Origin of the sequence: Hymenobacter chitinivorans DSM 11115, from assembly GCF_002797555.1 — a bacterium.
GTDB classification, from domain to species: domain Bacteria; phylum Bacteroidota; class Bacteroidia; order Cytophagales; family Hymenobacteraceae; genus Hymenobacter; species Hymenobacter chitinivorans.
The window spans coordinates 1624252-1639880 of the sequence record NZ_PGFA01000001.1 but is presented as its reverse complement, the minus strand read 5'-3'; the positions used below and the strand labels follow the sequence as shown (position 1 = coordinate 1639880).

Annotated in this window: 9 protein-coding genes; 5 read left to right on the top strand and 4 right to left on the bottom strand. The window is 61.7% G+C overall.

Annotated features, from left to right (window positions below):
* Positions 1 to 172 precede the first annotated feature (172 nt).
* The 4 genes from CLV45_RS06815 to rhaT all read right to left on the bottom strand — a co-directional run bounded on the left by CLV45_RS06815 (position 173) and on the right by rhaT (position 8414).
* Positions 173 to 2212: a rhamnogalacturonan lyase gene (locus CLV45_RS06815; RefSeq protein WP_100335616.1), complete on the bottom strand. Its 2040-nt coding sequence runs from the start codon at positions 2210 to 2212 to the stop codon at positions 173 to 175.
* A 128-nt stretch (positions 2213 to 2340) separates the two neighbouring features.
* The gene (locus CLV45_RS06810; RefSeq protein ID WP_100335615.1) at positions 2341 to 3837 is read right to left on the bottom strand and encodes a RagB/SusD family nutrient uptake outer membrane protein; all 1497 of its coding nucleotides are present in this window, start codon (positions 3835 to 3837) and stop codon (positions 2341 to 2343) included.
* A gap of 36 nt (positions 3838 to 3873) precedes the next feature.
* On the bottom strand, positions 3874 to 6987 hold the full coding sequence (locus CLV45_RS06805) for a SusC/RagA family TonB-linked outer membrane protein (RefSeq protein ID WP_157807332.1): 3114 nt from the start codon (positions 6985 to 6987) through the stop codon (positions 3874 to 3876).
* 305 nt (positions 6988 to 7292) lie between these two features.
* Positions 7293 to 8414 carry an L-rhamnose/proton symporter RhaT gene (gene rhaT / locus CLV45_RS06800; protein ID WP_100335613.1) on the bottom strand — a complete coding sequence of 374 codons (1122 nt, stop codon included), beginning with the start codon at positions 8412 to 8414 and terminating at the stop codon, positions 7293 to 7295.
* A 244-nt stretch (positions 8415 to 8658) separates the two neighbouring features.
* On the opposite strand from rhaT, the gene CLV45_RS06795 reads away from it, so the two are divergent.
* From CLV45_RS06795 to CLV45_RS06775, 5 genes are all read left to right on the top strand, one after another.
* Positions 8659 to 10767 carry a bifunctional aldolase/short-chain dehydrogenase gene (locus CLV45_RS06795; RefSeq protein ID WP_100335612.1) on the top strand — a complete coding sequence of 703 codons (2109 nt, stop codon included), beginning with the start codon at positions 8659 to 8661 and terminating at the stop codon, positions 10765 to 10767.
* A 350-nt stretch (positions 10768 to 11117) separates the two neighbouring features.
* Positions 11118 to 12128: a GntR family transcriptional regulator gene (locus tag CLV45_RS06790; protein WP_100336978.1), complete on the top strand. Its 1011-nt coding sequence runs from the start codon at positions 11118 to 11120 to the stop codon at positions 12126 to 12128.
* A gap of 146 nt (positions 12129 to 12274) precedes the next feature.
* A complete protein-coding gene (locus tag CLV45_RS06785) occupies positions 12275 to 12700 on the top strand; it encodes an Imm7 family immunity protein (RefSeq protein WP_100335611.1) in 426 nt (141 codons plus the stop codon).
* Between the two features lie 262 nt (positions 12701 to 12962).
* Positions 12963 to 14243, top strand: a complete 1281-nt coding sequence (locus CLV45_RS06780; protein WP_100335610.1) for a TIM barrel protein — start codon at positions 12963 to 12965, stop codon at positions 14241 to 14243.
* Positions 14240 to 15580: an FGGY-family carbohydrate kinase gene (locus CLV45_RS06775; RefSeq protein ID WP_100335609.1), complete on the top strand. Its 1341-nt coding sequence runs from the start codon at positions 14240 to 14242 to the stop codon at positions 15578 to 15580. The genes CLV45_RS06780 and CLV45_RS06775 overlap by 4 nt, the downstream gene beginning before the upstream one ends.
* Positions 15581 to 15629 lie beyond the last annotated feature (49 nt).

Here is a 15629-nt window from a genome sequence, read left to right as displayed (position 1 = left end):
CAAACCACTCCACCCCCACCCGGCACCGGGCCCGCCATGGGGCTAACTGAAGCCAGATACCCCGCCGCTCAACCCGTAAACAGCTGGTTATCTGCCTACCAACAAAAGGTCCGTTTTTCGCCAGCAAATTGCGCAAGGCCCCGCAGTCTTCGTGGCCCGCCCCGCGGAAAACTTAGTTGACAGCCTTGGCGGTGGGCAACTTCATCCCCTGGCCCAGGTAAAAGCCCGGGTGGGGCGGCTGGTTGTAACCCACGTTTTCCCGGGCCACGCCCAGGCGGTAGGCCCGGTCCTGCATCAGGGTCACGAAGCGGTGCTCGGTGGGAATGGTGGTGGTAAAAATCAGCAGGGCCGTGTTGTCGGTGGTGCGCCAGATGACTTCCTCGCGCCAGTCGCCGAGCAGGTCGGCCGAAAGGCAGGGCGTGGCTTTGGTCCCGTTGCAGGACGCGGCATTCTGCGCTTTGCCGTCGAGCAAAGTCGTTAGTTGCCCGTTTAGATAATCCCACTTGTAGACGGAAGTGCCGTCGAGCAATTCGCGCTGCAGGTCGCCGTCCCACCACAGCCCGAAGTTGACGGAGCGCGGGGCCGGCCCGATTTTCTCGCCCTTGCAGGAAAGCAGGCCCAGCTCGGGGTTGCTGACCCACAATTCGGCGCCGGGGTAGCGGGGGTCAATGTCGGCGGCCATGCCGCGGCCCACATCCTGGCCCGGCAGCGCGGCCACCAGAATTTTGCCGGTACCGGCGGCGTAGAGGGCCGCGCCGGGGCCGTTTTCGTGGCCGGGCACCTTGTCCTCGTTTTCGTGCACGCCCCAGGCCTCCAGGCCCGGCGCGCTGGGGTCGAGGTCCGAAACGTGCAGGGCGTCGCCGTGGCGCAGGCCGGTGCTGAACAGGCCGCGGCCGTCGTCGTCCACGACCATCGAGCCGTACACGATTTCGTCACGGCCGTCCTGGTCCACGTCGTTCACGCTCAGGCCGTGGTTACCCATGCCCGAAAACGGGTTTTTCTCGTCTTGGGAGTCGAACACCCAGCGCTGGGTGAGCCGGCCGCCACGCCAGTCCCAGGCGGCCAGCACGGTGCGGCCGTAGTAGCCCCGGCACATAATGACGCTCGGCTGCTGCCCGTCGAGGTAGGCTACGGCGGCCAGGAACCGGTCGGCGCGGTTGCCGTAGCGGTCATTGCCGCCGTTGCCCCCGATGCCGCCCCAGCCGTCGAGCGGGGCGCGGCCGGGCACGTAAGCCGTGGTAGCCAGGGCCGCCCCGGTTTGCCCGTTGAAGACGGTGAAATATTCCGGGCCGGCCAGGATGCGGCCAAACTTACTGTCGCGGGCCGTGGCCACCAGTTCGCCGTCGGTGGGCACGGTGAGGCTGCGGTAATCCTTGCCGGCGTCGCCGATGGGTTTGCCTTGCCCGTCTACGGTACCGTCGGCGGTTTTGCAGGCTACTTCGGCTTGGCCGTCGCCGTCGAGGTCGTAGACCATAAACTGGGTGTAGTGCGCCCCGGCGCGGATATTGCGGCCCAGGTTGATGCGCCAGAGCCGCCGACCAGCAAGGGTGTAAGCATCGAGCAGCACGGGGCCGGTGAGGCCGGCCGAGCCATTGTCGCGGGCGTTGCTGGGCTCCCACTTCAGGATGATTTCGTACTGCCCGTCGCCGTCGAGGTCGGCCACGGAGGCATCGTTGGCCGCGTAGGTGTAGGTGCTGGTTTCGGGGCCGCTGCTCACGCTACCGCCCGGCGGGGTTTGCAGCGGGACGCGCAGGAAGTTCTGGGCCCAGACGGCGGCCACTCGCTCAGGCTTGCCGGCCTTCCCTCCCACCACTTCGACCGAGTACCCCTGCGGCAGCGGCGACTTATCGGTCAGCGGCACTTTATCCAGCCAATTGGTGCCGGTAATAGGCTGGCTGGTGATTTTTACTTTCTGGCCGGTGACCAGGTGACGGTAGAGCGTGAACCGCGCATCGGCCGGATCGGAGGCCAGCAGGCGCCAGCTCAGGAAAATGCGGCCGTCGGGCTGGGCTACGGCCACCAAACCCCGGTCCAGCTGCTCGGGCAGGGCTTGCGGCGCAGTGGGCCGGGCTCCGGGCAGCAGCGGCTGCCCCGCCCCGGCCGGCGTCAGGCCGGCGGCCAGCAGCAAGGCCCACACGGCGCCCCGGATGGCCAAACGGCCGAAGCGGGCCGGGCCCGAGCGTTGAACCCAGGGCGAATACACGGTGCTCATAGAAAGGGCTGGAGGAAAGAAGAATAGGCCAATGAACCGCAACAAAGCGCTAAGCCGGGTAAAAAAGAAGCTGCCCCAACCGAGGCAGCCTCTTCACTGCATGAAATAAATACTTATTCAACCAGGGCTTAGTTGTAGCCGGGGTTTTGCTCCCAGAAGCCGGGGTTGATGCGCAGCTCCTGCTGGGGAATCGGAAAGAGCAGGTCGTGCTCATCCAGGACGCGGCCCGTGCCCACGGCGTTGTCTTTCAAGAACTTGTTCATCACCGGCAAGGCCCGCTCGGTGCGCACCAGATCAAACCAGCGCAGGCCTTCCCCGGCAAACTCCCAGCGCCGCTCCCGCTCCAGGGCCAGGCGAAAGTTTTCCTTGGTCATGCTGGCCAGCACGGGCACCCCGGAGCGGGTCCGGATACGGTTCACCAAGGCTAAGGCGGCCGAGGGCACCGGGGCACCGGCCCCGGCTTCCTCGTTGAGCACCTCGGCCTGCATCAGCATCACGTCTTCGAAGCGGATGATGGGAAAGTTGTTGGGGTAGTCGCGGTTGTTGACCGGGTCCTTGGTGCCTTTTTCCAGGAACTTGATAAACTGGGCCCGCAGCGTGGCCGTGCCCACTTTGGTAATGGAATCGACGGTTGCGGCCTTGCGCTTGTCGGCCTTGGGCCAGCCGGCGCCGAACAGGTCGGGACCGGGCAGGGCGTCAATCTGGCTGGGCTGGAAGGGCGCGTAGGTAATGGGGAAGTTGTTGCCCTGGTCCCAGGGCACGGTGCTGCCCAGGCCGGTGCCGCCGGAAATGTACTGCACCTCAAACACGCTGAACTTGTTGTCGTTGGCCACCTTGAACAGGTCGGCGTAGCTGGTAGCCAGGGCCCCGGCCGAGCCTTCCTTGGCCAGCACCTCGCTGAGCTGCTGCTTGGCCAGCGGCAGGGCGCTGCTTTGCTTGAGCGGGTAGCCGTACATGGTCAGGTAGACCTTGCCCAGCAGGGCTTTGGCGGCCCACTTGGTGGCCCGGCCCTTGTCGGCCGCGGCGTAGGTTTCGGGCAGGGAATTAGCCGCGTACTGCAAATCGGCCACGATGAAGCTGTAAACGTCGGCCACCGAGGAGCGCGGCACTTTCTTCGACTCCTCGATGCTGAGCACCTTGTCGGCAATGGGCACCGGGCCCCAGTAACGCACCAAATCGAAGTAGGCCAACGCGCGCAGGAAGCGGGCCTCGCCCTGGAACTGGCTGGTGCGGGCAAAGGTGAAGGGCTGAATCTTTTCCAGCAGCATGTTGGAGCGGAACACCAGCTCGTAGAGGTCGGTCCAGGTGGCCTGCAGCTGCCCGGTCTGCGACACGGCCGTGAAGTTGCTGATGTCGCTGTAGTCGCGCTGCACGTTCAGGTTGCCGATGAGCACGTTGTCGGACCGGATTTCGGAGATGTTCCAGTGGGAGCTCTGCGGAAACGACAGGGCCGCGTTGTAAATAGACAGCACGGCCTGGTTGAGCTGGCCTTCATCCTTGTAAAAGTCGTCGGAGCTGTTGTTGGCCGCGGGCGTAATGTCGAGCACGTCTTCGCTGCACGAGGTCAGCACGGGGCCGCTCAGGCCCAGCAGGGCGGTAAAGGCCAGGAGTTTAAATGCTTTCATGGGAATGGCGAGTCTTGGAGAGAGTGGACAACCAGCTTACAGCGTCACGTTGAAGCCCAGCGTGAAGGTGCGGGCCTGGGGGTAGCCGCCGTAGTCGCCGCCCTCGTTGTTGGCCGCCTCGGGCGTAAAGCCGCCGGAGTACTTGTGCCAGATGTAGGCATTTTCCACGGCCACGTAGAAGCGGGCCCGGTCGTAGTACTTGAGCTTAGGCAGGTTGTAGCCCAGGGTAATGTTTTTCAGGCGGATGTAGTCCGAGCTATACAGCCAGCGGGTGTCGTAGTAGGCGCCGGTGGTAGCGTTGATGCTAGGCGTCATCCCGTCGCCCTGGATTTCCTCCGACTGCCAGCGGTTTTCCCACTTGGCCAGCTTGTTATAGAGGTAGCCCATGCCGGGCCGGTCGATGCTGCGGCCAATCATGGAGTAGATCTGCCCGCCCTGCTGGGCGTTGATCAGAAAGCTCAGGTCAAAGTTGCGGTAGGTGAAGTTGTTGGTGATGCCGAAGATGAACTTGGGCTGGGGGTTGCCCACGATGGTACGGTCGGCCTCGGTGATGATACCGTCGCCGTTCACGTCGCGGTACTTGGAGTCGCCCACCTTGGTGCCGCTCATGCGGGGGCTGTTGTTCACTTCTTCCTGGGTTTTATACACCCCCACCACGTCGTAGAGCAAAAAGGCGTTCAGGGGCTGGCCCACCTGAATAATCTGGGTCAGGTTGCTGAAGCCGGCCACGATGGGCGTGTTGTTGTAGTCCAGGGCCAGCACCTCGTTGCGGTTGTAGGAGGTGTTGAAGGAGGTGCCCCAGGTGAAGGCGCCCACCATGTTCTGGCTGTTGATACCCACTTCCAGGCCCTGGTTGCGGATGTCGCCCACGTTCTGCCAGCTGGTAGTATAGCCGGTGATGGACGAAATCGGGGCCCGCAGCAGCAAATCCTTGGTGCGGCGGTTGTAGGCGTCGGCCGAAATCTGAATCCGGTTGCTGAGCATCCCGAAGTCGAAGCCCACGTTGAAGCTGCCCGTCCGCTCCCAGCCCAGGTTTTCGTTTTTGTAGGAGCCCGGGGCAAAGCCGGTCTGGGCCACGCCGTTGAGCGAATAGTTGGTCGAAGCCAGGATGGAAAACTGGGCGTTGCTGGGAATCCGGTTGTTGCCGGTCACGCCGTAGGAAGCGCGCAGCTTCAGGTCGCTGATGGCCGTGATGCCGCGCATAAACTCCTCGCTCGACACGCGCCAGCCCACCGACACGGCCGGGAAGTAGCCCCAGGGCTGCCCAAACTTGGCCGACCCGTCGCGCCGCAGCGAGGCCGACACCAGGTACTTTTCCTTGTAGTCGTACTGCACCCGGCCGAAGTAGGACAGCAGCCAGTTGATGTCGGGGGCCTGGAAGTCGGAAATGCTGGGCGTGGCGTTGTTGCGGTTCACAAATGGCGACCAGTCGTTGGGCAGGGGCGTAAATTCCTGCACGCTGCCGTCGTTGCGAAACCGTTCCACCGAATAGCCGGCAATGGCGTTGACGCTATGGTCGCCGAGCTTGCGGGTGTAGTTGAGCACGCTCTGGAACAAGTAGCGCGTGCCGCTGCCCTGCGTCAGGCGGGCCCGGCTGAGCTGACCCACGTAGGTGGCCGTGGCCCAGTCGCGGCTGGTGTTGGTCGGGAAAAACTGCTGGTCGTTGAGGTAATTGTTGTCCATGGCGCCCAGCAGTTGCAGCTGCAGGCCTTTGTAGATATCCACATTCAGCCCCATGTTGGCGTTGAGGCGGGTGCGGGTCGTGTTAATGTCGCTGCGCTCCATCACGGCCACCGGGCTGATGTAGCGGCCCGACCAGGCGTAGGCCGGAAACGGCTGGGCGCCCACCAGCACGCCGGCGCCTTTCTGCGACACGGGCGGCATCTGCACGGCGTTCATGGCCTGGTTGTCCTTGCCATCTACCCGGCCCAGGCTGCTCCATTCCGTCGACGGGGCCAGGGTCATCGTGAGCTTAATGCCCTTGCGAATCCGGGCGTCGAAGTTGGCCCGCAGCGTGGCCCGCTTCAGGTTGGTGCCCACGAAAATACCGTCCTGGTCGAGGTAGGAGCCGTTCACGTTGTAGCTGAAATCGTCGCTGCCGCCCGATACCCCGATCTGGTACTGCTGCATCACGGCTTTGCGAAACACCGCATCCTGCCAGTCCACGTAGTCGAGCGAGTCGGTACCGTAGGCCCAGCGGGGGTCGTACATGTAGGTCGGGTTGGGCGTAGAAAGCGGAATATTCAGTTCCTTGGCGCGGTACTCCATCGGGTCACTAGCCTTGTAGGGCTTGTTGACGGCGGACGTTTTGCCCCGGTTCACCCAGGCTTCGTCCACACCTTCCTGGCGCTGCTTAATCCACTGTTCGGGCGTCATCATGTCGATGCGGCGCTCCAGGGTCTGCACGCCGGTGTAGCCCGAAAACTGCAGCTTGGCCTTGCCTTTCTTGCCCCGCTTGGTGGTCACGAGCACCACGCCGTTGGAGCCGCGGGAGCCGTAAATAGCGGCCGAGGCGGCGTCTTTGAGCACTTCAATGTTGGCTACGTCGGTTGGGTTGATACCGCGCAGGTTTTCCACCGGCACCCCGTCCACCACGTAGAGCGGCTCGTTGGAGGCGTTGATGGAGCCCGTGCCCCGCACCCGGATCTGCAGCTCGGCCCCCGGCTCCCCGGTCACGGTCTGCACCGTGACGCCGGGCATCTGCCCGGCCAGGGCATTTTCGATGCGGTTGACGGGCCGCTCCTCAATTTCCTTGGCCGTGACGCCGGCAATGGCGCCGGTGACGTTGCTGGCCTTCTGGGTGCCGTAGCCCACGACCACCGTTTCGGCCAGCATCTGGGCATCTTGGCTGAGTACTACATTAACGTTTGTGCTAGTCCCGAGGGCAACTTCCTTGGTCAGGTAGCCTACGAAGGAAAAAACCAGGGTGCCGCCGGCGGCCGGGATACTCAAGGAGAAAGTACCATCGGGGTTGGTACCGGTGCCGATGGTAGTCCCCTTGAGCACGACCGTCACGCCGGGCAGGGTTTCGTTGTTTTCGGCCGTCGTCACCTTGCCGGTGATGGTGCGGTTCTGGGCCAGCAGCGGCCCGGTCAGCAGCAGCAAGACCAGCAGCGGCAGTACTCGGACCACGTAGTACAGCTTTTTCATAGGGTGTGGGTATTTAGAAGTGCGGGAGAGTTTCAGGCAGTTATTCAACTTCATGAAGGTAGAGTGAGTATTCACTTTCGGTGTCCCGCACTCTCCTGCTCTTCAGAATTTTATTCCGCATCTTTGCTGGGCACAAAAAAAGCCCGGCACGAAGCCGGGCTTTTTTGGAAGGCCGCTGAGGATTTATACCCTCAAGTCGACGGCTAAAAATGTACAACGCTACAAGGCAGAACCGGCACTCTCCTGCCCTACCCGGCCTGCTTATTCTCCTATTCTCAGTTGTTGTCTGTAGCAGCCAGGGTGGCCTACTCCACTTCGCTGACCGTAGTAGCCACCGGGGCAGCGGAGGTTTCCCGGGCCGGGACTTTAGCTTCTTGCGGAGCCGCCGTTTCCGAGCCCAAATAGTTGCCGTAGCCCACAATAACGGTGCTCAGCACCACGGCCAGAATACCCAGGGACACGGTGCGCATGGTCAGGCGGTTGGCGCCCCGCCACTCGTGCAGGTACAGGCCCCAGAACGAGCTGAAGGCAATGATAAAGGCCATGTGCAGCGTCCAGCCCGAGAAGCGGAACTCGCCCATCTGCGAGTCGCCCATACCGTAGAAAAAGAATTGCAGGTACCAGGTGAAGCCGGCCAGGGCGCAGAACAGGACGTTGCGCAGGGCCGGGGCGGTGGGGTTAAGGTAGTCGGTGTAAGTCTTGTTCCTCAGGTTGAGGTAGATGCACCAGACGGCGTTGGTGGTTAGTCCGCCGAGGAGCACCACCACCAGCACGGCGTTGTTCATGTAGAGCGGGTCGGTGCCGGAGGCCTTGGCCAAATCGGCAATGGGCTGCCCGGCGGTGAGGCCAAACGACATGCAGGCACTCATTACGCCCGAGAAAATGGCCACACCCAGGCCCTTGCGCAGGTCAAACTCGGCCACGCCCGCCTTTTTCTGGTCGGCTGTCAGGTGCTTTTCCTTCATGATGCCGGCCAGCCCGCAGATCAGGATTCCCATCACGCACACCACCAGTCCCATCAGGATCATCTGCCCGGAATCAGAATGCACCAGGGCCGGAAACGTGCCGAGCCAGATGGGCGGCACCACCGTGCCAAACACGGCGCACAAGCCCAGCGTGACGGCCATACCCAGCGAAAGGCCCAAGTAGCGCATGGCCAAGCCGAAAGTCAGGCCGCCGAAGCCCCAGAGCACGCCCCACATGTAGGTCCAGGCCAGGGTGCTGCCGTCGGCCTGGGCCAGCACGCCAAACAGGTTCTTGACCGTGAGGGAGCCCATGATGAGGGGCGCAAACACCCAGCTCACGATGCCGCCCACCAGCCAGTAGCTTTCCCAGGACCAGCCTTGCACTTTCTTGTAGGGCAGATAAAAGCTGCCGGAGGCGAAACCGCCCAACGCGTGTAGGATTACTCCCCAGATGACTGCCATAACGGTAAATGTGGTGGGTTTAGGCAAATCTGCCCTTCTCACGGCACCCAACTATCCTGTGCTCTCCTGCCAAAAATAAAGTAATGGCTCACTCATTTTCAAGCTAGCTTTCAAGGCCGGCAAGTAACAATTATTTTACTCCTGAGCAGGAGAGTGCAGGATGTTGGCCCGAAGGCAGCCCGCGTAATTTGTTGAAAAGCAATCCTTATCTGTTTTCCAGAACACCCATAACAGAAGCGCCATCATGGAAAAAACGCTGACCTTTCAACACGTTAGTTACCTCTGGGACGAAGCCAAGGCGCTGGAGATGAGTGGCGACGAAGTAGCCCTGTTCCTATACCGCTCCAACCTGCTCGGGGCCGACCTGCGCCTGACCAACTACGCCGGCGGCAATACCTCGTGCAAACTCACCGAAACCGACCCCGTCACGGGCCAGCCGGTGGAAGTTATGTGGGTGAAGGGCTCGGGCGGCGACATCGGTACGCTCACCAAGGCTGGATGCGCCAACTTATACGTCGACAAGCTCCACGCCCTGAAAAGCCGGTACCGCGGCCTGCAGTTCGAGGACGAAATGGTGGCCCTGTTCGAGTACTGCCTCTTCGACCCCAAGTGCGCCACGCCCTCCATTGATACGCCCCTGCACGGTCTGCTGCCCTTCCGCCACATCGACCACCTCCACCCCGATGCCCTCATTGCCATTGCCGCCAGCAAGGACGGCGAGCAAATCATGCGCGCCATTTGGGGCGACACCATGGGCTGGCTGCCCTGGCAGAAGCCCGGCTTCGATTTGGGTTTGCAGCTGGAGAAAATCGTGGCCGACAACCCGAACCTGCGCGGCGTAATCCTGGGCGGGCACGGCCTGTTTACCTGGGGCAATACGAGCTACGAATCCTACATCAACACCCTGGAAGTCATTGAGATGGCGGCCACGTATCTAGAGGCCAACTACGGCAAGCACAAGCCCGTCTTTGGCGGCGTGAAGCTCGAAAACGGTCCCGACACCGCAACCCGCCGCGCCCAGGCCGCCGAGGTAATGCCGATGCTGCGGGGCCTGGCCTCCGGGCAGCGCCGCATGGTGGGCCACTACACCGACGACGCCCGGGTGCTGGAGTTCGTCAATTCCCACGATTTGGCCCGCCTGGCCCAGCAAGGCACCTCCTGCCCCGACCACTTCCTGCGCACCAAAATCCGCCCCCTGGTGCTCGACGAGGCCACCATGCGCCAGCCCCTGGCCGCCGTGAAAGAGTACCTGCAGGAACAGTTTGCCGCCTACCGCCAGGACTACGCCGCCTACTACGAGCGCAGCAAGCACCCGAACTCCCCGGCCATGCGCGACCCGAACCCGGTGGTGATTCTGTGGCCCGGCGTGGGCATGTTCTCCTTCGCCAAAGACAAGCAGACTGCCCGCGTGGCCGCCGAGTTCTACACCAACGCCATCAACGTCATGAAGGGCGCCGAGGCGGTGAGCGAGTACACCGGCCTGGCTGAGCAGGAAGCCTTCAACATCGAGTACTGGCTGCTGGAAGAAGCCAAGCTCCAGCGCATGCCCAAGCCTAAGAGCCTGTCGGGCCAGATTGCCTACGTCACCGGCGGCACCGGCGGCATCGGCCTGGCCATCTGCGAATTGCTGCTGCAACACGGCGCCGTAGTCGTAGCCACCGACCGGGACCGGCTCGACGAAACCCAGGCCACGCTGCGCAAGCGCTACGGCCAGGACAATGCCCTGACCGCGCCCATCGACGTAACCGACGCCCCGGCCATTGCCGACTCGCTGCGGGCCACCGTGCTGCAGTTCGGCGGCGTGGATATCGTGGTGAACTGCGCGGGCCTCTCCATCAGTAAGCCGCTGAGCGAAACCACCCAGGCCGACTGGGACCTGCTCAACGACGTGCTGGTCAAGGGCCAGTTTCTGGTAACCCAGCAGGCCGTGGAGATTCTGCGCAAGCAAAACCTGGGGGGCGACGTGGTAAACATTGCCAGCAAAAACGGCCTGGTGGCCGGGCCCAACAACGTGGCCTACGGCACGGCCAAAGCGGCCCAGCTGCACATGTCACGCCTGCTGGCCGCCGAGCTGGGCGCCGATAAAATCCGCGTCAATACCGTGAACCCCGACGCCGTGCTGCGGGGCTCCAAAATCTGGGAAAGCGGCTGGGCCGAGGGGCGGGCCAAGGCCTACGGCGTGAGCGTGGAAGAGCTGCCGGCCCACTACGCCAAGCGCACGTTGCTGGGCGAGGAAGTCCTGGCCGAGGACATTGCCAAAGCGGTGCTGGTCTTCGTGGACGGCTCGTTGAGCAAGAGCACCGGCAACGTGCTCAACGTGGACGGGGGCGTGGCCATGGCCTTCGTGCGCTAAGCTCGGCCATTGGCAAAAACAGCCCTGGCAAGACCTGGCAGGCCGATTTTCGGATTGGTTTGCCAGGTTTTTTGCTGACCGGGAAATTCCGGCAAATCGTTAAATTTAGGCTACCCAACCACCTGACTCCCAACTCCCTATTCGGCAGTAAAACGATTGTTTAGCTTCCTATCAGTCCTTGGCCAGCGGAGTAGCGCCGGTTCGGGCGTTGCCAATCCGCGCTTTATCCGTTATCATGACCTTCCCTTTCCCACCCACGCTCTTTTCCTGTCATGCTAGTAAACTCGGATTTTCGGAGTCGGAATGCTGCTTCGGGCACTAAAGAAACCTCCCGTGACGCAGCCCCCGGCATGTATACTCTCCAACTGAAGCCCCAGGATAAAACCCCGAAGTACAAGCAGATTGTGCAGTCGGTTATCATGGACATTGAGCGCGGCATCCTACGCAACGGCGACCAGCTCCCTTCTATTTCCGAGCTCAGCGTGGAGCACTACCTGGCCCGCGACACGGTGGAAAAAGCCTACCGCGAGCTGCGCGAGCGGGGCTTTATTACCTCGGTGCAGGGCAAGGGCTACTACGTGCAGGCCAACGACGCGGCCAAGCTCAAAATCCTGCTGGTGTTCAACAAGCTGAGCTCCTACAAGAAAATCATCTACTACGCCTTCCTCGAAGCCCTCGGCGACCAGGCCACCGTCGATTTGCAGATTCACCACTACAACGTGAACCTGTTCCAGGAAATCATCGAGAAGAACCTGGGCAAGTACAACTACTACGTGGTGATGCCCCACTTCACCCTCGACACGCCCAAGGCCACCTACCAAGCCATCCTAAACACGATTCCAAGCCAGGAACTGGTGCTGCTAGACCGCGACGTGCCCGAGCTCCAGCACGACTGCCTGCGCGTGTTCCAGGACTTCGACAAGGACATTTTCAACGCCCTGGAAAACGCCCAGGACCTGCTCGACAAGTACTCCCGCCTGGTCCTGATTCTGCCCTCCGACGCCAACCACCCCGAGGAGCTGCCCTGGGGCTTCCGCTCCTTCTGCCTGATTCACAACAAGACCTTCGCCGTGGTCGAAAACGCCATGAGCGAGGTGCTCGAAACCGGCACGGCCTACGTCGTCATCCGCGAAACCGACCTGGTGGAGCTGGTCAAGAAAATCCGCCAGACCAGCTACCTGCTGGGCCGGGAAGTAGGCATCATCTCCTTCAACGAAACCCCGCTCAAGGAACTGCTCAACATGACCGTCATCACCACCGACTTTGAGGCCATGGGCCAAACCGCCGCCACCAAGCTGCTGGAAAAGCACCGCGGCAAGGTCAAAAACCCGTTCTACACCATCCGGCGCGGCTCGTTGTAGAAAGAACAAAATCGTCTGTCATCCTGAGTGCAGCGAAGCGAAACGAAGGACCTTCCTCACCTGAGTGGCAAACTGTATTCAACGCACAAAGCCCTTTACTACTCACCCAGTAAAGGGCTTTTACATCTGATAAATGCAAGCCACATATGGTCGAAATACACGGTTGGATAACCTTACGCTACAGCGACTATCATTCCGAGGAAGCGCCCCAACGGGAATTTATAGCCAGGTTCAAAAGCTACTTAGAGCAAACCAACATCTGGCCTGGATTTGCCCACTTGTGCCAGCTCACTGTGTACAATGGAATGGAATGCTTTACCATCACGGCCCAGCACAACCACCCTGGCCAGCCTTTTTACCCGCTGGAAATCTTCACTTGGGTCGCCCAGGAGTCTACGGGCAGCTATGGGCTGTTGCACTTCCATGACGACGAAGACCGGGCCTTACACAACGAGTTTCAAGTGTATGTTCTAAAGCGCGGGAAACTCAGCAAGGCGGCCGACACTTTTCTGTCGCCTTATGTTGAAGAGGTCGAGCGGGAGTACGATGAAGAAAACCCGCCCCTGGATTAAAGCCGACGACCTACCGATGTCTGTGGTGGCCAATCAGAATGAGGCTTTTCACATTGAATAACCCGCAGTGGGTTAGGTGAGGAAGGTCCTTCGCTTTGCTCAGGATGACAGACGGGTTCAAAATAAAACCCCGAATGCAGGAGAGTTCAGAACAGTTTGAGCAGCCCCAGATGGCTAATTTGCTCCTGTTAAAACCTGGTTCCCACCACTGGCTCCCGATAAGCCCCAGCTCTATCCGTCGAGCCCCCAACCCCTCCTGCCCATGTTCACCGCCCAACGCCTCCACGACCTCAATCAGCCCTTGCAGGCCGAGCATCAGCTGCAATTCCAGTACCTGGCCGATTTGCTGAGTCGGCGTAACCAGGACGCCCAGGAAGTCGTGCGGGAGCTGGTCAAGTTTCAGGTGGCTATTCCGAGCTGGGCCCTGGGCACCGGCGGCACCCGCTTCGGCCGCTACCCCTTGGGCGGGGAGCCGCGCAACCTGGAGGAAAAACTGGGCGACGTAGGCCTCTTGCACCAGCTCAACGGCTCGTCCAACTCCATTTCCCTGCACATTCCCTGGGATATTCCCCAGGACATTGCCGGCCTCGAGCAGCTCCAACAAGAGTATGGTCTGGTCATCGACTCGGTCAATTCCAACACCTTCCAGGACCAGAAAGACCAGGCGTTTTCCTACAAGTTTGGCTCCCTGAGCCATACCGAGCCGGCCGTGCGCCAGCAGGCTATTCAGCACAACATCGACTGCATCAACTACGGCCGGCAGCTGGGCGCCCGCACCCTGACCGTATGGCTGGCCGACGGCTCCAACTTCCCCGGCCAGCAGCACCTGCGCCGCGCGTATCTGCGCACCCAGGAGTCGTTGGCGGCCATCTACGAGGCCATGCCCTCCGACTGGCAGATGCTCATCGAGTACAAGCCCTACGAGCCCCACTTCTACTCCATGGTCATTCCCGACTGGGGCACTTCCTACTCGCTGTGCCAGAGCCTGGGTAAAAACGCCAACGTACTCGTCGATTTGGGCCACCACCTGCCCAACACCAACATCGAGCAGATTGTGGGCCGCCTCCAGCAGTTCGGCCGCCTGGGCGGCTTCCACTTCAACGGCTCCATGTACGGTGACGACGACCTCACCACCGGCAGCATCAAACCCTTCCAGCTCTTTTTGATCTTCAACGAGCTGGTCGACGCCGCCCGCGACACCTCGGTTACCAACCCGCTGGTAGCCTACATGATTGACGCCAGCCACAACACCAAGGACCCGCTGGAAGACCTGCTGCAATCCGTGGAAAACATCCTCGGCGCCTACGCCAAGGCGCTTTTAGTTGACCGCGAAGCCCTGCACGAAGCCCAGGAAACCAACGACGTGGCCCGGGCCGAGGAACTCCTGCGCGACGCCTTTCTGCTCGACGTGCGCCCCTTAGTAGCCGAAGCCTACCGCCAGAGCGGCGGGGCCCTGAAGCCCGTGCAGGCCTACCGCGCCGCCGGGGTGCGCGAGCAGCTTATTCAGCAGCGGGGCAAACGCAGCGTATCGACCGGACTATGAAAAAGCGCATGAAAAAGTCGATTTACGCCGTCTTTGACATCGGCAAAACCAACAAGAAGCTCATCCTCTTCGACGAAGACCAGCAGATTATCGACGAGCAGCTCCACGTCTGCACCGACGTGCTCGACGACGACGGTTTCGACTGTGACCATCTGCCCCGCCTCACCGAGTGGGTGCTCCGCCACTGGCAGGATTTGCGCCAAAGCCCCCACTACTCGGTCAAGGGCGTCAACTTCACCGCCTACGGGGCCAGCTTCATCCACCTCGGTGCCGACGGTCAGCCCGTGGCCCCGCTCTACAATTACCTCAAGCCCATTCCCGAGCACATCCAGCAGCAATTCTACGCCGCGCTGGGCCAGTCGCCCGACGAATTCGCGGCCGATACCTGCTCGCCCCGGCTGGGCATGCTCAACTCGGGCCTGCAGCTCTACTGGCTCAAATACGCCAAACCCGAGCTCTACGCCCAGATTCATACCTCCCTGCATTTGCCCAACTACCTCTCCTACCTGCTCACGGGTGAGAAGTTCAGCGACTACACCTCCGTGGGCTGCCACACCGCCCTCTGGGACTACCAGCGCCGCCAGTACCACGACTGGGTGCGGCGCGAAGGCATCGACGAAAAGCTCGCCCCCCTCACCAAAGACTCCATTGCCTCCGTCGTGGACGGCATTATGGTGGGCGTGGGCCTGCACGACAGCACCTCGGCCGTGATGCCCTACCTGGCCGAAAACGACGAGCCCTTCGTGCTCATTTCCACCGGCACCTGGTCCGTCACCATCAACCCCTTCAACAGCCAGCCCCTCACCCCCGAGCTGCTGCGCCGCGACTGCCTCAGCTTTATGACGCCCCGGGGCCAGGCCACCCGCGCCTCCCGCGTCTTCCTGGGCCGGGAACACGACCACCAGGTGGAACGCATTGCCAGTTACTTCCACGTCAAGCCCGATTTCTACCGCAGCATCGTGCTGGCCCGCCCCTACGACGAAACCTCCACCCTCTTCACGCCCGCCTGCATGGCCGGCACCGGCCCCTTCCCCGACCAGCCCGCCGCCGACTGGGACCTCTCCGGCTTCCGCACCGCCAGTGATGCCTACCAGCACCTCATGCACGGCCTGATCAACATCCTGCTCGAATCCATCCACCTGGTCTGGCAGGGCGAGAAAACCATCTTCGTCGACGGCGGCTTCGCCCGCAACCCCCTGTTCATGCAAACCCTGAGCTGGAACTTCCCCAAAGCCGAAATCCGCACCCTGGAAGTCCCCCAAGCCACCGCCCTCGGCGCCCTGGTCCACCTGGAACAAGGCGAAGCCTGGAAAAAAACCCAGCTCCTGTTTACTTGATGATTGCTGATTGTTGGGAGTTGATTGTTATCGTTGAACGGCAACAATC

Bases quoted from the DNA above. Each gene is read 5' to 3' on its own strand.
- rhaT (WP_100335613.1), bottom strand. From the start codon at position 8,414: ATGGCAGTCATCTGGGGAGTAATCCTACACGCGTTGGGCGGTTTCGCC.
- CLV45_RS06795 (WP_100335612.1), top strand. From the start codon at position 8,659: ATGGAAAAAACGCTGACCTTTCAACACGTTAGTTACCTCTGGGACGAA.
- CLV45_RS06780 (WP_100335610.1), top strand. From the start codon at position 12,963: ATGTTCACCGCCCAACGCCTCCACGACCTCAATCAGCCCTTGCAGGCC.
- CLV45_RS06815 (WP_100335616.1), bottom strand. From the start codon at position 2,212: ATGAGCACCGTGTATTCGCCCTGGGTTCAACGCTCGGGCCCGGCCCGC.
- CLV45_RS06810 (WP_100335615.1), bottom strand. From the start codon at position 3,837: ATGAAAGCATTTAAACTCCTGGCCTTTACCGCCCTGCTGGGCCTGAGC.
- CLV45_RS06785 (WP_100335611.1), top strand. From the start codon at position 12,275: ATGGTCGAAATACACGGTTGGATAACCTTACGCTACAGCGACTATCAT.
- CLV45_RS06790 (WP_100336978.1), top strand. From the start codon at position 11,118: ATGTATACTCTCCAACTGAAGCCCCAGGATAAAACCCCGAAGTACAAG.
- CLV45_RS06775 (WP_100335609.1), top strand. From the start codon at position 14,240: ATGAAAAAGCGCATGAAAAAGTCGATTTACGCCGTCTTTGACATCGGC.
- CLV45_RS06805 (WP_157807332.1), bottom strand. From the start codon at position 6,987: ATGAAAAAGCTGTACTACGTGGTCCGAGTACTGCCGCTGCTGGTCTTG.